Below are 19,463 nucleotides of genomic sequence, written 5' to 3' on the forward strand. Positions count from 1 at the left end.
CGCCGTGCCATGCCCCAGCGGGGCATGGCAGGCGATAGGGTTGCCGTTTTCGGAGCGCGCGAGAGCGGTCTATTGCAGAGGCGAATCAGAATACCGACTCGAAGGGCGCCATCTCGATCTGCACGGACTTGATCTGGGTGTAGTGATCCAGGGTCGAGATGCCGTTCTCACGGCCTACGCCGGACTGCTTGTAGCCGCCCACCGGCATTTCGGACGGGGAGTCGCCCCAGGTGTTGATCCAGCAGATGCCGGCCTCGAGACGATGGATGCTGCGATGCGCGCGGCTCAGGTTCTCGGTGAAGACACCCGCGGCCAGGCCGTAGTCGGTGTCGTTGGCGCGGCGGATCACTTCGTCCTCGTCATCGAAGGACAGCACGGACATCACCGGCCCGAAGATCTCCTCACGCACGATGCGCATCTCGTCGGTGCAGTCGGTGAAGACGGTCGGGGCCGCCCAGGCGCCCTTGGCCCACTCGACTCCATTGGCGTCGCCCTGGTCCCAGGCTTCGCCGCCGATCAGCACGCGCGCGCCTTCTTGCTTGCCCAGCGCGATGTAGGACAGCACCTTTTCCTGGTGCTCGAAGCTGACCAGCGGGCCGAAGTTGACGGCCGGATCCAGCGGGTCACCGGCCTTGATGCGGGCGACGCGCTCGGTGAGCTTGGCCTCGAAGGCCTCCTTGATGCTCGAATGCACGAACACGCGAGTGCCGTTGGTGCAGATCTGACCACTGGAATAGAAGTTGGCCATCATCGCCGCATCGGCGGCGCGATCGAGATCGGCGTCCTCGAAGACGATCAGCGGCGACTTGCCGCCGAGCTCCATGGTCACGTCCTTGAGGCTCGAGCTCGCCGAGGCGGACATGACCTTCTTGCCAGTGCCGACCTCGCCGGTGAAGGAGACCTTGTCGATGCCCTGGTGGGCGGTCAGCATCTGGCCGACGCGGCCATCGCCCTGCACTACGTTGAAGACGCCGGCGGGCAGGCCGGCCTCGGTGAAGATCTCGGCCAGCTTGATGGTGGTCAGCGGGGTCACTTCGCTGGGCTTGAAGACCACGGCGTTGCCGGCGGCCAGCGCCGGGGCGGCCTTCCAGCAGGCGATCTGAATCGGGTAGTTCCAGGCGCCGATCGAGCCGATCACGCCCAGCGGTTCGCGGCGGGTATAGACGAAGGAATCTTCGCGCAGCGGGATCTGGGTGCCCTCGATGGCGGGCGCCAGGCCGGCATAGTATTCCAGGGCGTCGGCACCGGTGACGATATCGACCGCGGCCGTCTCGCTGATCGGCTTGCCGGTGTTGCGGGTCTCCAGCTCGGCCAGCTCGTCATTACGCTCCCGCAAGAGGGCCACGGCCTTGAGCATGATCCGCGAACGTTCCATGCCGCTCATCGCGGCCCAGACCTTCTGGCCTGCGCGGGCCGCGTCCACGGCGGCGTCCACATCGGCCTGGCTGGCCTGCTGAATGGTGGCGAGCAGCGAGCCGTCGACCGGGTTGGTGACCGTGAAGGTCTCGCCGGAGGTGGCGTCGGTCAGCTGTCCGTTGATATAGAGTTGCTGAGTGGGAAGTGTCGTCATGAGAACCTCCTTGAAAGTGATGATTAAGCCAAGCGCCGGGCGCTGTGTTCGGTGCCGTGGGCGAGTTTCTCGTCCAGGTAGTCGTAGGCCAGCTTGCGGGCACGCTCCACGTCGAGGCCTTCGGGCGCCAGGGCGCCGCGCAGCCACAGGCCGTCGATCATGGCGGCCAGGCCGCCGGCGGCCTCGCGGGCCTGCTGCCTGGGCAGGCACTGGCGGAACTGGTAGCAGAGATTGGAGTACAGACGTCGATCGTTGACGTGCTGAAGCCGATGCAGGTTCTTGCGGTGCATGCTGCTGGCCCAGAAGGCCAGCCAGGTCTTCATCACCGACTGGCTGACCTGACTGCGATCGAAATTGCCGTCGATGATGGCCCGCATGTGAGCGCGCGGGGCATGCTTGGGCAGCCCCTGGCGGCGCTCGTGAACCGCGTCGCCCAGATCTTTCAGGATCTGGCGCATGGTGGCTTCCAGCAGTCCGTCCTTGCCGCCGAAGTAGTGGCTGATGATGCCTGCCGAGACACCCGCCATACGGGCAATGCGCATGACGGTGGCATCGGCCAGGCCGGCCTCGTCGATGGCATTCATGGTGGCCTGGATCAGCTGACGGCGGCGGATGGGTTCCATTCCAACTTTCGGCACCGTGGCAACTCCTCTTCTGTTTAGCCCCGCCATGCGCCGGGTGGGCAGGGAAGGGCAAATGTTCTATGGTGTTAAGTATGCATCTTTTTTATTGAACGTTCAATCAATAAAAAGGTGTCGGCCGATATCGGCCTATCCTCCGGGGGTATCCGGCCATGCAGTCGGCGGTGAAGTGAAAGGCTGTCACTGTGTGTTTCCGCGATCCTCCTTTCCAGACCAACAAGAGGTGCGATCCCCATGACCATGACGACTCCGACCATCAAGACGTCCCTGCTGGCCCTGAGTGCCGGCGCGCTGACGCTGGCGGCGACCCAGGGCCAGGCGGCGGTCCCCGAGTCCTGCCAGAACGTGCGTTTCGCCGAGGTCGGCTGGACCGACATCACGGCGACGACCGCCCTGACCACCGAGGTGCTCGAGGCGCTGGGGTATGACACCCGCATCGACACGGTCTCGGTGCCGATCGCCTACTCCGGCATGAAGAACGGCGACTTCGATGTCTTCCTGGGCAACTGGATGCCGTCCATGGCCTCCATCAGCGACCCTTACGTCGAGCAGGGCACCGTAGACCGTCTGGCCGCCAACCTCGAGGGTGCCAAGTACACCCTGGCCGTGCCGCAGTATGTCTATGATGCCGGCGTCACCAGCGTCGCCGACCTGGCCGATCACGCCGAGCAGTTCGACAGCAAGATTCACGGGATCGAGGCCGGCAATGACGGCAACATGCTGATCCAGGACATGATCGATGACGAGGCCTTCGGCCTGGGCGAGTGGGAGCTGATCGATTCCAGTGAGGCGGGCATGCTGGCCGAGTTGCGTTCGCGCTCCAGTCGTGACGAGTGGATGGTGTTCCTGGGGTGGGAGCCGCACCCGATGAACACCAACTTCGATATCGCCTATCTGGAAGGCGCCGACGATTACTTTGGCCCCAACCTGGGCGGGGCTACCGTCTACACCAATACCCGCGCCGGCCTCGCCGAGGAATGCGCCAATGTGGGCGCCCTGCTCAACAACCTGACCTTTACCCTGGAGATGGAAAACCAGCTGATGGGTGAGATCATGGACGAGGGTGAGCGCCCGGACGAGGCGGCTCGTGCCTACCTGCAGGCCAATCCGGCGGTGCTCGATGGCTGGCTCGAAGGGGTCACCACCGTCGACGGTGAGCCCGGTCTCGCCGCGGTGAAGCGGGCGCTGGACATTTAAATTGCCTGGCTGCCATCGGAGGCTTGCCAAGCCGGACGGGGGCGTGCATAATACGCCCCCGTTGCCGAGCAGAAGGTTCCTCGGTGGCAGTGTGGCTACGTAGCTCAGCTGGTTAGAGCACATCACTCATAATGATGGGGTCCCCTGTTCGAATCAGGGCGTAGCCACCAGTAATTCCGACGACAGGCCCGCACCCATGGTGCGGGCCTGTTTCGTTTTGGGGCTGGGTGTTCAGGGGACGGTCAGCCGCTTAGCAATACTCAGGTATGGCGTCAGGTAATTGATTCGCCATGGATTATGGCGTGAATTCGTAGCTCGGCCTTGACCTTGTGCCATCAATCCGTATACTACGTCGCGTGTTCCGGTCATTCCCCGATAGCTCAGTTGGTAGAGCAAATGACTGTTAATCATTGGGTCACAGGTTCGAGTCCTGTTCGGGGAGCCACACGGAACATCGCGATCGACAGGGTCATTCCCCGATAGCTCAGTTGGTAGAGCAAATGACTGTTAATCATTGGGTCACAGGTTCGAGTCCTGTTCGGGGAGCCATCCCTGCCCTGATCGATCTCTGACGCTCAGCGTCAATTTTGCCCGGTACATTACGTATATTGCGGCAAGTATATCGTTGTTCCCCGATAGCTCAGTTGGTAGAGCAAATGACTGTTAATCATTGGGTCACAGGTTCGAGTCCTGTTCGGGGAGCCATCTTGATGTCCGCCTGCCACTAGGCAATCCTCCTCCTTGCGGTCCTCTCACGCTTTACGAAACACCTTTTACTCTTCGTATTTCTTGCCGACCTCCCTGGTCGTAGGCAAGCGCTTCGCTGCGTCCGAGTGTTCGTTCGCCCAGAGGCGACACTTCTGCCTGCCTGAACGCCACCTTCGCGGTTATCCGTTATTCGTGTCTGGACGCATCGCGTCGCCAAGATTGTCCAGCTGCCACCGAATCTCCGGGTGCTGAAAGAAGGCATGAAGTGCGCGAGCGGTGATGGGGCCGATCCCCTCAAGGGCCTGCCACTGTTCGATGCTACGCGCCAGCAGGGGCGTGGGATCGTTCGCCTGTGCCAGCGACGCGTCGCCGGAGGCGGGCATGCCAAGTGCCTTGAGCCAGGTGCGCAGAGGCCAGCCATCTTTGGGTTGGAAGGCGTTTTGCCAGCGGGCGGCACGCGCCGGGCCGACGCCCGGGAGGGCGCGCAGCCGGGGCGCGTTCAGGTCCCGCCAGTCGCTGAGGTGCTCGACTAGGCCTCCCTTGATCAGCGTGGCCCAGCTGGCCTCGCCGATGCCTTCCATGTCGAGCCCTTGATCGCTGGACAGCCAGGTGAGCCGAGCCAGGAATTGCTCTCGACATCCCTCCCGCAGACGCAGGCAGCTCAGGGCGTCATGGGCCGCCGGATCCGGCGTCGAGACGTCCGGGCGTGGCTGCGCGCGGATCAGGACTCGCTCGAGCGTTGGGATGATGCCGCCGGCCAGGCGGATGATCACCTGGTCGCCGGGGCGCACGTCGGCTTCCCGCCACTGATCCAGCGAGCCCAGGCTCAGGCGCCGCACGCGTCGGTCGTCCAGTTCGACCGGGGCCAGCTCGAGTATTGGCGTGATGCGTCCGGTGCGCCCGATGGTGAAGACGAGATCGCGCACCAGAGCATGGGCACTGATGGCCGGATGTTTCCAGGCGATGGCCCAGTCGGGTGGTCGGTTGTCCTGCTCTGCGGCGGCGGGGCGATGCGATTGGCGAATCACCACACCGTCGGTGGCGAAGGGCGCCGGCTGGCGATACCAGTGCTGGCGGGCTGTCGCCACTGCCTGGGGTGTCTTGGCGGCTTCGCTGAAGCGGGCGCTGTCGGGGAAGCCCCAGGCAGCGAGCCTGGCAAGGCGCGCCTCCATCTCCTGTGGCCCGTCCGGCCAGGCCCAGACGAACAGGCCGATCTGGCGGCCCTCATTGGCGCTAAGCTCATGGCGAGCCATCAGGCCTGCGATCCGACTGCGGGCGCCTGCGCTACCGGCCTCGGCCTGAACGTGGCCCTCGAGGCGCAGATAGAGCTCGCCCTTGAGCGTGACCCGTTCCGGCGCCGGGGCGGGCAGGTGCTGGGGGATCGCTGCGATGACTGCCGCCTGGTCGCGCCAGTCCTGCCCGTGAATGCCATCACCGCGGCTGATCGCTCGGGTGAGGGTGCCGGTCTCGTAGACCAGCGTCACCGCGACGCCATCGACCTTGGGTTGGACCCATAGTGTCTGGTCGCGGCGCTTGGTCATCCAGTCCTCCAGGGCCTTCCGGTCGGTCAGCTTGCGGAGTCCCGCCTGGGGGAAGGGGTGGCGAAGTGTCGTGTCGGCGGCGGGGTCGTCGTCGGCACTGTTGTCGAGAGGGTCGCCTGGGGCGGCGTCATGGCTCGGGGGAGTTTTGGGAGCCTCCGGGTCGAAGCAGGCCTGCCACTCACGAAAGTGTCGGCGGGCCTGATCATAGGTGGCGTCGTCGACCAGGCGGCGGCCATCCCGGTAATAGGCGGTGTCCCAGGCGGCGAGTTGCGCGGCGAGGGTTTCGACGGCGCGCTCGGCCTCGTGGGGTGTCCAGTCGGGACAATCGTTGGCGGCGGCGGGCGCTGCCAGCCAGAGCAGGCAGAACAGCAATGGCAGGCGATGGCGAAGGTGTGAGCGGTCGGGCATGGGGAGCCTCCCTGGCATGAAGCGATCACACTCGGTCCCTGAGTGTGTCTGCCAGCATAGCTTCTCTCGGGAGAGAGTGAGTCTGGGCGCAGGGGCATGAGCCGGCCAGCGAGAAGCGGGTGGCGTGGCAGCGTTGGTCAGTCGGAGGTGGTGTAGGCGTGCGGTCGGGCCCGGAATCAGGCGCGAGAGGAGAGCTGGCTCTGGCGGGGGCGGGTCTGGCCATTGGGGCCATAGAGGCTGTTGCCGGCGGCCTCGCGTAGCGCGTTGAGCATGCGCTGGTTCTGCTCCAGTCGCTGGCGGATCATGTCGCCGTTCAGACGGTTGAGGCGCGCGGTGCGCTGGGCGGTGTCGAGCAGGGTCTGCCAGATGGGCAGGCAGCCGGCATCTTCGGCGGCCCGGGCGGCTCCGGTCAGGCCGGGTTCATATCCCAGGCGCTGCTGGGCCTGGCTGCGCTGGGTCTCGAAGCGCTCGATCTGCGCGAGCAGGGCCTGCTTGTCGGTCGCCAGGTGACTTAGCCGCTCGCCATCGACGCGGCCTTGACAGAGGGTCTGACGCTCCTGCTCGAGCAGCGTCTCGAGAGCCTCGAGGCGGCGGTGCTGTTGACTCAGATGGTCGCCAAGGCTCATCGGGACGGCTCGACCATCATGTTCTCGACGTCCTTGATCAGGCCGTCGGCGATCTTGTCGGCGCGAATATCGAGGCGACCCTCGCTGATCGCCTGGCGTACCTCGTCGACCCGGGCGCTATCGATATCCTGGCTGGCATCGCCGGCGCTCTGATTGAGGTGGGTCACCGTCGCCGGGCCGCCCCCCTTGGCGTTGCCAGGCTGCGCCGGAGTCGCGTCCTTTTCCTGTCCCTGTGTCGCCGCCTGCGGGCGGTTCAGCGGGTTTGAGCTGGAGATTTTCAAGGAGGTGCCTCGTGAAGATGCTTTCCCGTTCTATCGGCAAGCGGGCAGATGGCTTTAACAGTCTAGCGAAGAATGCTGGCGGTCAGTAGTCGATCGCGAGGCGGCCGCGCGCAACGACCACGGCGGTCAGCACCTGGCGGCTCGCCAGGCGGACGCGCACTTCCTCGCCGAGGCTGCCATCCTCCAGGGCCTGTCCTTCCCGGGATACGCGAAAGCCGTTGCCTTGCGCCTCGATCGTCACTCGCTGGCGGCGCTCCACCAGGGGAAGCTCGCGGAGCTGGTGAGTCTGGATCGGCTGGCCTGCCCGCAGAGTGCGGGTGGCGAGTTTACCCACGGCCGTGTCGGGGTCATGCAGGGTACGCGAGGGCAGTCGTCCCAGGTCGCCCTCGCGCACCTCGAGCATGGCCGCGCCGATCAGGCTGTCGGCCGGGATCGTCTCGGCGGCCACCAGGTAGTCCCCTATGACGCGGAGTTCCGCCTGCAGGTACCGAGAGGCGCCGTTGCCGCACTCGATGCCGACAGACAGTCGTCCGGGCGAGAGAGGCCGGTTGCCGGGCAGATAGGGGAGCGGCTGCGTGCAAGCGCTAAAGGCCGCCGAAGGGGAGAAGACCTCGACCTCGATGTGTTCTCCAAGCGCGGCACCGAGGGTCATGAGGAAGTGTTCCACGGCCTCCTCGACCCTGTCGCTGGCCCCCGCGGGGCCGCTGGCGACAAGCATCAGCACGAGAGAAAGGATGGCGAGGCGAGTGCATCGCAGGGTGACAGGAGCGGACATAGGCAGAGGGAGGCTCGGTGGCTGGCGTCTGGCGACGGGGTCGATTCTACGCCGGCTGGCGGCGAGGCAATAACGGAAATGGCGGCGAAATGGCCGGCTGTTCATGCCTTCATGGCGACATCGGGGTCGCTATTCTGCATGCTCGTTTTTCCCCATCTCGCCCTAGGGATCTCTGCATGATCGACAAGCTCTCGGCGGCATTGGATTTCCATCAGGAAGCCCTCAACCTGCGTCGGCAGCGCCACGAGGTGCTGGCCAGCAACATCGCCAATGCCGACACGCCCAACTACAAGGCTCGCGATTTCGACTTCACGAGCGAGCTGGATCGCGTGATGGCCCGTGGGCGGGCCGGGCAGCAGGGCCTGGCGCTTTCGACCACGGTGGCAGGCCATATCGACGGCGGCCTGAGGAGCGGTCGGTCGGTCGAGGCCTTGCAGTACCGGGTGCCGGCGCAGCCGAGCCTGGACGGCAATACCGTGGACATGGATATCGAGCGGGCCAAGTTCGCCGACAACTCGGTGCGCTATCAGGCCAGCCTGACCCTGCTCAATAGCCGCATCCAGGGCCTCAAGTCTGCCATGCAGCCCGAATGAGCCGGCCGCGGGCGCGGCAGGGCATGATCAGGGAACCAGGAGCCTAGCATGTCGATGTTTTCCGTTTTTGAAATTTCCTCCTCGGCGATGACGGCGCAGTCGCAGCGCATGAATGCCACCGCCAGCAACCTGGCGAATGCCGACAGCGTGGCCGGCCCCGACGGCGAGGCCTACCGGGCCAAGCAGGTCTGGTTCGAGGCGCAGGCGCGGCCGGGCGCCGAGGTGGGTGGGGTACGCGTGAGCCGGGTCGTCGAGGACCCCTCGCCGATGCGCCAACAGTATCGGCCCGGGCATCCGCTGGCCGATGAGGAGGGCTACGTGACCCTGCCCAACGTCGACCCGACTCACGAGATGGTCAACATGATCTCGGCCTCGCGCTCCTACCAGGCGAATGTCGAGGTCATGAACACCAGCAAGCAGCTGATGATGAAGACCCTGACCCTGGCGGAGAGCTGATGCCATGACCAACGCGATCGATGCCGGCCTGCTCAGCCGCCTCAACGGCACTCCCGACCAGGCCAAGGGGAGCGAAAGGCTGGGCGGCTCGGCCGCCAAGTTGCCCAGCCAGGCCGAGGATCTGGGCGACAGCTTCATGACGCTGCTGGTGACGCAGCTCAAGAATCAGGATCCCCTGAACCCGATGGAAAACGCCGAGATGACCTCGCAGCTGGCGCAGATCAACACCGTCAGCGGCATCGAGGATCTCGACAAGACGCTCAACGCCATCAACGACCAGATCGGCGCAGGCCAGACCCTGCAGGCCGCGGGACTGGTGGGCAAGGGAGTCCTGGTGCCGGGGGATCGCCTGCTGGTCAGTGGCGGGGAAGCGGGCAACGTCACCACGCCCTTCGGCATCGACCTCGCGGGGCCCGCCGACAGCGTCGAGGTGACCATCACCGACGGCACCGGCCAGGTGGTCGAGCAGTTCGATGCCGGGGCGCAGGATGCCGGCGTCACCCGACTGTCCTGGGACGGCACCGGCACCGGTGGGACGCCGGTCGCGCCGGGGGGCTATACGGTGCGTCTGGAGGCGATCCGGGGCGAGGAGAGCGTTACCGCTCGGGCCCTGAACTATGCCGAGGTGGGTGGCGTGGTCCCCCAGCAGGACGGTGCGGCCATGCTGGACCTGGGCGCCGTCTATGGCCAGGCCGGCCTGAATGACGTCAAGCAGATTCTCTGAGCCGCCGGCCTCGGAGCCTGGCACCACGTCGCGTTGAAGACATGACACCAAAGGAATAAGCCATGGGTTTTTCACAAGCGCTCAGCGGCCTGAATGCCGCCAAATCGAACCTGGATGTGCTGGGCAACAACATTGCCAACTCCCAGACCGTGGGTTTCAAGTCCTCCAACACCCAGTTCGCGGATGTCTTCGCCAACGCCGACGTGGGCCTCGGAACCCAGGTCTCTGCGGTGCTGCAGGACTTCAGTGCCGGTAACCTGGAGGCCACCGACCGCGAGCTGGACCTGGCGATCAGCGGCAACGGCTTCTTTCGTTTCGAGCAGGGGGGCGAGGCGGTCTATTCGCGCAATGGCCAGCTGACCATGGATGCCGATGGCTATCTGGTCAATGCCCAGGGCGCCAAGGTGATGGGCTATGGCTTGTCGGACCCGGATGATCCCTTCTCCGAGATGGTCGCAGGGGGGCAGCCGGAGGTGCTCAATGTGCCCGGGGACATCATGCCCGCCAGCGCCACCAACCAGGTCGATGCGGTCTATAACCTGGACGCCAGCATCGACGAGACCAACAACGCCATCAAGGAAACGGCCAAGGTCCAGACCGCGGGCGGCGAGCAGGAACTCGATTACCACTACTCCAACAGCTTCACGGTCTACGACTCCCTGGGCAACCCGCGCAACGTCACCGCCTATTACGAGAAGACTGGCCAGAACACCTGGCAGGGCAAGGTCGCCATCGACGGCTACTATGACGCCTCCGGGGAGAACGACTTCTCGATCAATTTCGCCGAAGGCGGCAGCCTGCTGACCGGCGAGGATGGCATCATCGGGGTCGCGGGCAATGCCGGCACTGGCCGCGCGGCCAACATCACCTTCGAGGCCGACGAGCTGGGTGGCGAGGCCGCCGATCTGAACTTCGAGATGGCACTGGCCGGCACCACCCAGTTCGCCAACGACTCTACGGCCAGCTCGCTGACCCAGAACGGCTACACCTCCGGGGCCATGGTCGGCATCACCGTCGAAGACGATGGCACCATCATGCGCAACTTCGCCAACGAGGAGTCGGTGGCCGCCGGGCAGATCGCCATGGCCAGCTTCGTCAACCCGGAGGGCCTGCAGGCCGCCGGCGACAACGCCTGGGTGGCCACCACGGCCTCGGGGCCGGAGCTGGTCGGCAAGCCCGGTGAGGGCGTGTTGGGCTCGATCTCGTCCGGTGCCGTGGAGACCTCCAACGTCGACATGGCCTCGGAGCTGGTCGATATGATCGTCGCCCAGCGTGCCTACCAGGCCAACTCCCAGACGATCAAGATCGAGGATGAACTGCTGCAGAGCGCGGTGAACCTGCGCTAAGCCGCCACGGAGCCTGTCATGGATCGCATCCTCTATACCGCCATGAGCGGCGCCAAGCAGAGCCTGGATCAACAGGCGGTGGTCAGCAACAACCTGGCCAACGCCTCCACGGCGGGCTTCCGCGCCCAGCTTCAGGCGATGCGCGCGGTGCCGGTGCAGGGCGATGGCGTGTTGCCGACCCGCGCCTCGGTGGCCGCCACCACCCCGGCCTCGGACTTTACCCCGGGGCCGGTCAATGCCACCGGCCGCGACCTGGACGTGGCCCTGCACGGTGACGGCTGGCTGGCGGTGCAGGACGCCGGTGGCGGCGAGGCCTACACCCGGCGCGGTGACCTGCAGGTCGACGCCAACGGCGTTATCACCAGTGCCGGCAGGCCGGTGGTCGGCGAGGGTGGACCGATCGTGGTTCCCCTCAATGCGCGTCTCTCGGTGGGCGCCGACGGCACCATCAGCGCCATCGGCGCCGGCCAGGGGCCCGAGGCGATCGCCCCGGTCGGGCGCATGAAGCTGGTGGATGCCAACCAAGCGCCCCTGGCGCGCGGTGACGACGGCCTCTTCCGGCCGGCCCCGGGCGGCCCCGCCGTGCTCGACGCAGATGAGGCGGTGCGCCTGTCTTCCGGGGCCCTGGAGGGCAGCAATGTCAGCCCCGTGGAGTCGATGGTGGCCATGATCGACACCGCCCGTCGCTTCGAGATGCAGATGAAGACCATCCAGAGCGCCGACGAGAACGCCCAGCGCGCCAACAGCCTGCTGTCGATCAGCTGATGTCGGCGGCGCCCAAGGAGACACTTGCATGATCCGATCACTGTGGACCGCCAAGACCGGCCTGGAGTCGCAGCAGGTCCAGATGGACGTCATTTCCAACAACCTCGCCAACGTCGGCACCAACGGCTTCAAGAAGTCCCGGGCGGTGTTCGAGGATCTGCTGTATCAGAACCTGCGCCAGCCCGGCGCCCAGAACGATATCCAGAACACCCTGCCCTCCGGTATTCAGGTGGGGACCGGGGTGCGGCCGGTGGCCACCGAGCGCCTGCATAGCCAGGGCGGGCTCGAGAACACCGAGAACTCCCGCGACCTGGCGATCAACGGCGCCGGGTTCTTCCAGGTGCGCATGCCCGATGGTGGCCTGGCCTATACCCGCGACGGCAGCTTCCAGCTCGACCAGAACGGCCAGATGGTGACCTCCAGTGGCTACCCGGTCGAGCCCGCGATCATCATTCCCGAGAACGCCCTGAGCGTCTCCATCGGTCAGGACGGCATCGTCTCGGTCAAGGAGCCGGGCGACACCGACAGCAACGAGGTCGGCCAGCTGAGCCTGGCCAACTTCGTCAATCCGGCGGGGCTGGAGAGCGTCGGCGAGAACCTCTACCGGGAGACCGCCGCCTCGGGGCCGAGCAACGAGAGCATGCCCGGCATGAATGGTGTCGGCAGTCTCTATCAGGGCTTCGTCGAGACCTCCAACGTCAACGTGGTCGAGGAGATGGTCAGCATGATCCAGACCCAGCGGGCCTACGAGATCAACAGCAAGGCGGTGCAGACATCCGACGAGATGCTCGGCCGGCTGACCCAGCTCTGATCACGGGGATCTTGATGACGCTTGGATACCTCATGCAGCGCCTGCGCTCGTGGCGAACCGGCCGGGGACTCGCCTATCGCGGATTGGGCGCCCTGCTGCTTGGCCTGACGCTTGGCGGCTGCGCCCTCACCGCCGATCCTCGCCATGAGGATCAGCTGTACCTGAACATCCCCGAGCCTCTTCCGCCGCTGCCCAACGGTTCCATCTACCAGCCCGGCTCGGCCTATCATCCGCTGTTCGAGGATCGTCGGCCGCGGATGGTGGGCGACATCCTGACCATCGTCCTCGACGAGGAGGTCAGCGCCACCAAGAGTTCCGAGGCCAATGCCGATCGCAGTGGCTCGGCCTCCTTCGAGGCCGGCGAGACGCCCGAGGTGCTCGAGCAGCTGGCCGACTATGCCTACGAGATGTCTGGCGAGTCGTCCTTCAGCGGCGGCGGTGACGCCGAGTCCAGCAATACCCTGACCGGCACCATCACCGTCACCGTGGTCGATGTCCTGGCCAACCAGAACCTGCGGGTGCGCGGCAACAAGCGCATCGCCATCAACCAGGGCTCCGAGGTGATCCGCTTCTCCGGGGTGGTCAACCCGCGGACCATCTCCGGCAACAATACCGTGCCGTCCAATCAGGTGGCGCAGGCCCGCATCGACTACGTGGGCGATGGCTACATCAACGAGTCCCAGCAGATGGGCGGCCTGCAACGTTTCTTCCTCAACATCTCGCCGTTCTAGGTGTGACCCGATTCCTCTGGCAGGCCTCATGATGCGACATCCCTTGCTCCGATTCATTGACCGCGCCGCCTGCTGGCCGCTGATGCTGGTGGCGCTGCTGACGGCGTTCACGGCCCGTGCCGAGCCCATTCGTGAGCTGGCCGACTTCGCCGGGGTGCGCGATAACGCCCTGGTCGGCTATGGTCTGGTGGTAGGACTGGACGGCAGCGGCGACCAGACCATGCAGGCGCCGTTCACCGGCCAGGGGTTGACCAACATGCTGTCTCAGCTCGGCGTCACGGTGCCGCCGGGTACCAACATGCAGCTGCGCAATGTCGCCGCGGTCATGGTCAGCGCCGACTTGCCGGCCTTCGCCCGTCCCGGACAACGCCTGGATGTGGTGGTGTCCTCGGTGGGCAATGCCGACAGCCTGCGGGGCGGCACCCTGCTGATGACGCCTCTCAAGGGCGCCAACGGCCAGACCTATGCCATCGCCCAGGGCAATGTGCTGGTGGGGGGCGCTGGGGCCGAGGCCGACGGCGGCAGCGTGGCGATCAATCAGCAGGCCGGAGGGCGCATCAGCGGTGGGGCCAGCGTGGAGCGTCGGGTGCCGCTGGAGCTGGGCCGCCAGGGGGGGATACTGGATCTGCTGTTCCGGGAATCCGACTTCGACACCGTGCAGCGGGCGGTCACCGCCATCAACATGGAATTCGGCCGACCGGTCGCGTCGGCCGTCGACGGCCGGCTGGTGCGCCTGCAGGGGCCCTTCAACGACAATGCCCGGGTCAGCTTCATGGCGCGCATCGAGAACGTCGAGGTGACGCCCCGGGAACCGGCGGCCAAGGTGGTGATCAACTCCCGCACCGGCTCGGTGGTGATGAACAGCCGGGTGCGCCTGAGGCGCGCCGCCGTGGCGCATGGCAATCTGTCGATCGTCATCGATACCCAGTATCAGGTCAGCCAGCCCAACCCGCTGGGGCGTGGCGAGACAGTGGTGGTCCCCGACAGCGAGGTGGCGGTTCAGCAGGAGGATGCCTACCTGCGCGTCGTCGAGGGCGCCAGCCTCGCCGAGGTGGTCGACGCCCTCAACGCCCTTGGCGCCACGCCCCAGGACCTGATGTCGATCCTTGAGGCGTTGAAGGCCGCCGGCGCCTTGCGCGCGGAACTGGAGATCATCTGATGAGCATGGAGGGACTGCGTGGCCAGTTCGCCCTCGACATGCAGGGCATGCAGCAGCTCAAGCACACCGCCCGCACCGACGAGACGGCCGGCCGGCAGGAGGCGGCTCGCCAGTTCGAGGCGCTGTTCCTGCAGCGAATGATGCAGAGCATGCGCGATGCCACCATCAAGAGCGACCTGATCGACAGCCCCCAGACCGAGTTCTATACCTCGATGCTCGACCAGCAGTGGTCGCAGCACCTGGCGGGGCAGGGCCTGGGCTTCGCCGAGCAGCTGGTCGAGGAACTGGGCGGTGCCGCCGAGGCGGGCTCGGCGCGCAGCGACCGCCTGATCGCCGGCCTGCCGAGGACGGAGGCACCATCTCCGGCCGCACAGGCCGAGGCCGCCGCGCCTGATGCCGCCAGCGTCGCAACGGCAGGGCCGGCGAGCTTCCTCGATGCGCTGGATGCGCGCCCCGCACAGTCCGCCCCCGAGCCGACGGGGCGGGCGGCCGCAGCAGTGCTACCGCCGACCGAGGAGGCGGCCACCGGTCACGAGGCGCCCGCCCACGTCCAGGCCTTCCGGGAGCGTCTGGCCGAGCCGGCCCGGCGCGCCAGTCGCGAGACCGGAGTGCCAGCGGAGCTGATCCTCTCCCAGGCGGCGCTGGAAACCGGCTGGGGGCGTCGGGGAATTCCCGATGGCCGTGGCGGCGACAGCCACAACCTCTTCGGCATCAAGGCCGGGCGCCACTGGGAAGGCGAGACGGTGGAGATCGTGACCCACGAGTACATCGACGGGCGCCGCCAGGCGATCACCGACCGCTTCCGGGTCTACCCGTCCCCCGAGGCGGCCTTCACCGACTATGCCCGCATGATCGGTGACAATCCGCGCTACTCAGGCGTCGTCACCGCTCCCGACGCCGAGGACGCGGCTCGTGCCCTGCAGGCCGGCGGCTATGCCACCGACCCGGCCTACGCCGACAAGCTGGTGGCGGTCATGCACACCCTGGGGCCATTGCCCGGGGCCAGCAGGCTGGCCGCCCAGTGATGCCCCCTTCCTCCAGGCGAGTCATGCCTGGCCATCAAGAAATCGGGCCATCGGCCGATACCCGGGTCATCGGTTAAAGGAATCCCCCCATGAGCATCTTCTCCATCGGCCTGAGTGGCCTGGACGCCGCCCAGAATGCCCTGAACACCACCAGCAACAACATCAGCAACGTCAACACCCCGGGGTACAACCGGGAACTGACGTTGCTGTCCGAGGGCAATGTCAGCGGTGGCGTGGCGGTCGCCGACATCGAGCGCCAGTTCAACCAGTACGTGGCCACCCAGCTCAATGCGGCTACCAGCGAGAGCCAGGCGCTGAAGAGCTATGAGACCCAGGTCAGCCAGATCGACAATCTTCTGGCCGACGGCGAGGCGGGGCTGGCACCGCTGATGCAGAATTTCTTCGCCTCGCTTGGCGATCTCGCCGGGGCGCCGTCCGACCCGGCGGCACGGCAGGGGGTGTTGGGCAGCGCGGATACCCTGAGCGCCCAGTTTCGCTCCTTCGACGGTTACCTGCAGGACATGCAGGAGGGCATCAATACCCAGATCGAGAACGAAGTCACCCAAATCAACAACGCCACCCAGCAGCTCTCTGGGCTCAATCGGGAGATCGCCCTGGCCAAGGCCAAGCAGGGTGAAGCGCCCAACAGCCTGCTCAATCAGCGCGACCAGCTGGTGACCGAGCTCAGCGAGCGGCTGGACGCCACGCTCAACATCCAGGACGGCGGCACCTACAACGTCACCCTGGAGAATGGCCAGCCCCTGGTAGCGGGGACGCGTCATTTCCAGCTCGAGGCCATCGATTCGGCCGCCGACCCCCAGCGCACCGTGATCGGCTATCAGGATGCCGCCGGCAACCGGATCGAGCTCGGCGAGGGCACGATCAGTGGGGGTGCCCTGGGCGGGTTGATGAGCTTTCGCCGCGAGACCCTCGACGGTGCCCAGAATCAGCTGGGGCACATGGCGATCGCGCTGGCGGAGGGGTTCAACGCGCAGCATGCCGAGGGCGTAGATCTGGATGGTAATCCGGGCGAGGCGCTGTTCAGTATCGGAGAGCCCCGCGGCTATGCCCATACCGACAATGCCGGCAGCGCCGAGGTCAGCGAGGTGGCCATCGCGAGCCTGGATAGCCTGAGGCCCACAGATTACCGGATCCATGTCGATCCCGAAGGCGCCAATACCCTCAACGGCCTCAAGGTGGTGCGCCAGGATACCGGCGAGGTGCTGACCCCGGGCGACGAAGTGCGTTATGACGGCGCCACCCGCACCCTGCGTTTCGATGGCCTGGCGGTCCGGTTTAGCGAGGGCGCCATGGCCGAGGGCGACCGCTTCGAGGTACAGGCCGTGCGTCGCGGAGCCGGCGGCATCGAGACGCGCCTTCGCGACCTGGATCGGCTGGCCGCGGGGCAGGGCGAGTATGCCGGCGCCGGTGACAATCGCAACGCCCTGGCGCTGCAGGACCTGCAGAGCGAGTCGCTGGTGGGCGGCACCGCGACCCTCAACCAGGCCTATGCCTCCATGGTCAGCGACATGGGCAACCGCACCAACATCGTCAAGGTCAATCTCGAGGCGCAGCAGGGGCTGACCGACCAACTCCAGGCCGTGCAGCAGTCGGAATCGGGGGTCAACCTCGACGAGGAAGCCGCCAACCTGATCCGCTACCAGGAGTTCTATCAGGCCAATGCCAAGGTGATCGAGATCGGCTCGAGCCTGCTCGATACCATCCTGCGCCTGCGCGCCTGAGTCCAAAGAGGAATTCGTCATGCGTATCAGCACGCCGACTGTATATGATCAGGGCATCGCCAGCATGAACCGCCAGCAGGGCGAGTTCACCGCCGTGGGTCAGCAGCTGGCCACCGGTCGCCGGGTGGTCAGCCCCTCGGACGATCCCAAGGCCGCCGCCCAGGCGGTGGGCGTGGCCCAGTCCCAGGCCCTGACGCAGCAGTTCACCGATGCCCGAGTCACCGCTCGCAACTCCCTGTCCCAGGAGGAGAGCGTGCTCAACAGCGTCAACGACGCCATCACCCGGGCCAAGACCCTGCTGGTGCAGGCGTCCAGCAGCACCCTGAGCGACGCCGACCGCCAGTCGGTGGCCAGCGAGCTGAGCGGGGTATACAACACCATCGTCGGCCAGGCCAATGCCACCGACGGCAACGGCACCTACCTGTTCGGTGGTTTTCGCGATGATGCCCCGCCCTATCCTCAAGACGGCGAGGGCAATGTGCGCTATGTGGGCGACACTCAGGTCCGCGAGTCGCGCATCGACGCCTCGCGGCTGATGCCGGTCTCCGATCATGGCGAGGCGATCTTCCAGACCGTGCCCAGCGGCCTGGGCTATGTGGCGGAAGCCAGTCGGGGGCCGGGCAGCGACGGCGACCTGACCTTTCAGGGGCCGACCCGGCTCGATGCCACTCGTCCCGGCTATGGCGAGGACAACTACCGGATCGAGTTCCTCGATGATGCCCAGCTGCAGGTGGTGACCATGGGAGCGGACGGGACTACCCGCACCGGCGAGACGCAGCGCTATCGGTCGGGCGAGCCGGTCGAGCTCGGTGACGGCGCGCTGGCGATCACGCTGCGTGGCACACCCGAGGCGGGCGACAGCGTCACGCTGCGCCCGGCGGACCATCCCGACGCCAACCAGGATCTGTTCGCCTCCCTTAAGGCGGCCATCGAGGTGCTGGAGGTGCCCGTCGACGGTGATCCGGCGACGCTCGCCGATCTGCGCAACACCCTCTCGACCTCGATGCGCGAGCTCGACAACAGCCTCGACAACGTGCTCACGGTGCGCGCCTCGGTGGGGGCGCGGCTCAACGAACTGGACGTGGTCGATGGGGTGGGCGAGAACCGCATGCTCAACTACGAGCAGAACCGCTCCGACCTGGTCGACCTCAACTACGTAGACGCGATCGCGGATTACAGTCTGCGCGAGGTGGGGCTGCAGGCGGCCCAGAAGTCCTTTGCCGATATCCAGGGCATGTCGCTGTTCGAGCAGCTCTGATGCTCCTGCACCCCCCGCGGTGGCTAGCCGCTGAGGGGGGCCAGGGCAACGAGCAACGCCTCCAGTGTGCCCAGCCCGAGCTCGAACAGCTGTTTCAGATAGCGGCCCAGATCGGTCATCAGCACCATCAGCAGGAAGAGTCCGGCGGTCAGGGACATGGGAAAGCCCACCGAGAAGACCGTCAGCTGCGGCGCCGAGCGGTTGAGGATGCCCAGTGACAGGTTGATGATCAGCAGCGCCGCCACCAGCGGCAGGGCCAGCAGCATGCCCGAGACGAACACCGTGCTGCCATAGCGGGCGAGCATCTCGAAGGCTCCCGCATTCAGGCCACCGAGACCTACGGGTAGGGTCACGAAGCTCGCCGCCAGGATCTCGATGACGATCAGGTGAGCGTCCACCGCCAGGAACATCATCAGCGTGATCATGTACAGCAGCCGCGACAGGATCAGGGTGTTGGCGCCCGAGTCCGGCGAGAAGAAGGTGGCAAAGGCCAGACCCATCTGCAGGGCGATGAACTCGCCCGCGGCCTGGACCGCGGCCAGCGTCACGTGCATCACCACGCCCATGGCGACGCCGATCAGCATCTGCTCCACGGCGATGCCTAGCCCCGCCCAGGAGAAGACCGGCACCTCCGGCATCGGTGGCAGGCTCGGGCCGATCACCAGGCACAGCAGCATCGTCAGGCCGAGCTTGACCTGGCGCGGCACGCTGGAATGGCCCCACAGGGGCGAGGCGACCAGGAAGGCGGACAGGCGCATGAAGGGCCACAGGAAGGCCACCAGCCAGCCGTGAAGCTGAGCAAAGCTGACCTCGACCATGGCTCAGGACACCATCAGGGGGATGTTCTGGATCAGCTGGCGAGTGAAGTCGGTGATCAGGGTCAACAGCCAGGGACCGGCCAGCACCAGCACGCCGAACACGCCGAGGATCTTGGGGATGAACGACAGGGTCATCTCGTTGATCTGGGTGGCGGCCTGGAAGAGGCTGACCAGCAGGCCGATCAGCAACGCCGCGAGCAGCATCGGCGCGGCCAGCATCAGGGTGATCCGCATGCCCTGGTAGGCCAGGCTCATTACCGTCTCGGGGGTCATGGGCGTGTCTCGAGG

20 protein-coding genes and 4 tRNA genes are annotated in these 19,463 nt (G+C 66.1%); 16 read left to right on the forward strand and 8 right to left on the reverse strand.

The window, feature by feature from the left end:
- Positions 1 to 85 precede the first annotated feature (85 nt).
- Complete coding sequence (gene betB / locus IEJ03_RS04405) at positions 86 to 1,570, reverse strand: betaine-aldehyde dehydrogenase (RefSeq protein ID WP_192036482.1); 1,485 nt, start codon at positions 1,568 to 1,570, stop codon at positions 86 to 88.
- Between the two features lie 23 nt (positions 1,571 to 1,593).
- Positions 1,594 to 2,208, reverse strand: coding sequence for a transcriptional regulator BetI (betI, locus tag IEJ03_RS04410; protein WP_192036483.1), 615 nt, complete (start codon positions 2,206 to 2,208; stop codon positions 1,594 to 1,596).
- Positions 2,209 to 2,445: 237 nt separating this feature from the next.
- On the opposite strand from betI, the gene IEJ03_RS04415 reads away from it, so the two are divergent.
- The 5 genes from IEJ03_RS04415 to IEJ03_RS04435 all read left to right on the forward strand — a co-directional run bounded on the left by IEJ03_RS04415 (position 2,446) and on the right by IEJ03_RS04435 (position 4,113).
- Positions 2,446 to 3,408, forward strand: coding sequence for a choline ABC transporter substrate-binding protein (locus IEJ03_RS04415; protein ID WP_192036484.1), 963 nt, complete (start codon positions 2,446 to 2,448; stop codon positions 3,406 to 3,408).
- 93 nt (positions 3,409 to 3,501) lie between these two features.
- Positions 3,502 to 3,578 (forward strand) — tRNA-Met (locus IEJ03_RS04420).
- A gap of 199 nt (positions 3,579 to 3,777) precedes the next feature.
- Positions 3,778 to 3,853 (forward strand) — tRNA-Asn (locus IEJ03_RS04425).
- A gap of 28 nt (positions 3,854 to 3,881) precedes the next feature.
- Positions 3,882 to 3,957 (forward strand) — tRNA-Asn (locus IEJ03_RS04430).
- 80 nt (positions 3,958 to 4,037) lie between these two features.
- Positions 4,038 to 4,113 (forward strand) — tRNA-Asn (locus IEJ03_RS04435).
- 182 nt (positions 4,114 to 4,295) lie between these two features.
- Here IEJ03_RS04435 and ligB read toward each other — a convergent pair.
- The 4 genes from ligB to flgA all read right to left on the reverse strand — a co-directional run bounded on the left by ligB (position 4,296) and on the right by flgA (position 7,639).
- Positions 4,296 to 6,065: an NAD-dependent DNA ligase LigB gene (gene ligB / locus IEJ03_RS04440; RefSeq protein ID WP_192036485.1), complete on the reverse strand. Its 1,770-nt coding sequence runs from the start codon at positions 6,063 to 6,065 to the stop codon at positions 4,296 to 4,298.
- Between the two features lie 176 nt (positions 6,066 to 6,241).
- Positions 6,242 to 6,691: a flagellar protein FlgN gene (locus IEJ03_RS04445; protein ID WP_192036486.1), complete on the reverse strand. Its 450-nt coding sequence runs from the start codon at positions 6,689 to 6,691 to the stop codon at positions 6,242 to 6,244.
- A complete protein-coding gene (flgM, locus tag IEJ03_RS04450) occupies positions 6,688 to 6,972 on the reverse strand; it encodes a flagellar biosynthesis anti-sigma factor FlgM (RefSeq protein ID WP_192036487.1) in 285 nt (94 codons plus the stop codon). Before flgM ends, IEJ03_RS04445 begins: the two co-directional genes overlap by 4 nt.
- A gap of 82 nt (positions 6,973 to 7,054) precedes the next feature.
- On the reverse strand, positions 7,055 to 7,639 hold the full coding sequence (gene flgA, locus IEJ03_RS04455) for a flagellar basal body P-ring formation chaperone FlgA (protein ID WP_277950341.1): 585 nt from the start codon (positions 7,637 to 7,639) through the stop codon (positions 7,055 to 7,057).
- A 284-nt stretch (positions 7,640 to 7,923) separates the two neighbouring features.
- On the opposite strand from flgA, the gene flgB reads away from it, so the two are divergent.
- The 11 genes from flgB to flgL all read left to right on the forward strand — a co-directional run bounded on the left by flgB (position 7,924) and on the right by flgL (position 18,357).
- On the forward strand, positions 7,924 to 8,340 hold the full coding sequence (gene flgB, locus IEJ03_RS04460; protein WP_192036489.1) for a flagellar basal body rod protein FlgB: 417 nt from the start codon (positions 7,924 to 7,926) through the stop codon (positions 8,338 to 8,340).
- Positions 8,341 to 8,388: 48 nt separating this feature from the next.
- Positions 8,389 to 8,796, forward strand: coding sequence for a flagellar basal body rod protein FlgC (flgC, locus tag IEJ03_RS04465; RefSeq protein WP_192036490.1), 408 nt, complete (start codon positions 8,389 to 8,391; stop codon positions 8,794 to 8,796).
- A 4-nt stretch (positions 8,797 to 8,800) separates the two neighbouring features.
- The gene (locus IEJ03_RS04470) at positions 8,801 to 9,520 is read left to right on the forward strand and encodes a flagellar hook assembly protein FlgD (protein ID WP_192036491.1); all 720 of its coding nucleotides are present in this window, start codon (positions 8,801 to 8,803) and stop codon (positions 9,518 to 9,520) included.
- 62 nt (positions 9,521 to 9,582) lie between these two features.
- Positions 9,583 to 10,866: a flagellar hook protein FlgE gene (flgE, locus tag IEJ03_RS04475; protein WP_192036492.1), complete on the forward strand. Its 1,284-nt coding sequence runs from the start codon at positions 9,583 to 9,585 to the stop codon at positions 10,864 to 10,866.
- Positions 10,867 to 10,884: 18 nt separating this feature from the next.
- The gene (locus IEJ03_RS04480) at positions 10,885 to 11,631 is read left to right on the forward strand and encodes a flagellar basal body rod protein FlgF (RefSeq protein WP_192036493.1); all 747 of its coding nucleotides are present in this window, start codon (positions 10,885 to 10,887) and stop codon (positions 11,629 to 11,631) included.
- Between the two features lie 28 nt (positions 11,632 to 11,659).
- A complete protein-coding gene (flgG, locus tag IEJ03_RS04485) occupies positions 11,660 to 12,442 on the forward strand; it encodes a flagellar basal-body rod protein FlgG (RefSeq protein ID WP_192036494.1) in 783 nt (260 codons plus the stop codon).
- A 32-nt stretch (positions 12,443 to 12,474) separates the two neighbouring features.
- The gene (locus tag IEJ03_RS04490) at positions 12,475 to 13,173 is read left to right on the forward strand and encodes a flagellar basal body L-ring protein FlgH (protein WP_192036495.1); all 699 of its coding nucleotides are present in this window, start codon (positions 12,475 to 12,477) and stop codon (positions 13,171 to 13,173) included.
- Between the two features lie 82 nt (positions 13,174 to 13,255).
- Positions 13,256 to 14,332 (forward strand): flagellar basal body P-ring protein FlgI, encoded by a 1,077-nt coding sequence (locus tag IEJ03_RS04495; RefSeq protein WP_192037179.1) that lies wholly within the window; start codon positions 13,256 to 13,258, stop codon positions 14,330 to 14,332.
- Positions 14,332 to 15,357 (forward strand): flagellar assembly peptidoglycan hydrolase FlgJ, encoded by a 1,026-nt coding sequence (gene flgJ / locus IEJ03_RS04500; RefSeq protein ID WP_192036496.1) that lies wholly within the window; start codon positions 14,332 to 14,334, stop codon positions 15,355 to 15,357. The genes IEJ03_RS04495 and flgJ overlap by 1 nt, the downstream gene beginning before the upstream one ends.
- Positions 15,358 to 15,446: 89 nt before the next feature.
- Entirely contained in the window at positions 15,447 to 17,099 is a 1,653-nt protein-coding gene (flgK, locus tag IEJ03_RS04505) for a flagellar hook-associated protein FlgK (protein ID WP_192036497.1), read from the forward strand.
- A gap of 19 nt (positions 17,100 to 17,118) precedes the next feature.
- Positions 17,119 to 18,357 carry a flagellar hook-associated protein FlgL gene (gene flgL / locus IEJ03_RS04510; protein WP_192036498.1) on the forward strand — a complete coding sequence of 413 codons (1,239 nt, stop codon included), beginning with the start codon at positions 17,119 to 17,121 and terminating at the stop codon, positions 18,355 to 18,357.
- Positions 18,358 to 18,380: 23 nt separating this feature from the next.
- On the opposite strand, the gene fliR is transcribed toward flgL, so the two are convergent.
- Both fliR and fliQ read right to left on the reverse strand, forming a co-directional pair.
- The gene (fliR, locus tag IEJ03_RS04515) at positions 18,381 to 19,175 is read right to left on the reverse strand and encodes a flagellar biosynthetic protein FliR (RefSeq protein WP_192036499.1); all 795 of its coding nucleotides are present in this window, start codon (positions 19,173 to 19,175) and stop codon (positions 18,381 to 18,383) included.
- Between the two features lie 3 nt (positions 19,176 to 19,178).
- Positions 19,179 to 19,448, reverse strand: a complete 270-nt coding sequence (gene fliQ, locus IEJ03_RS04520) for a flagellar biosynthesis protein FliQ (protein ID WP_192036500.1) — start codon at positions 19,446 to 19,448, stop codon at positions 19,179 to 19,181.
- Positions 19,449 to 19,463: the final 15 nt, after the last annotated feature.

It is taken from the genome of Halomonas sp. YLGW01, from assembly GCF_014840935.1.
Lineage (GTDB): Bacteria > Pseudomonadota > Gammaproteobacteria > Pseudomonadales > Halomonadaceae > Onishia.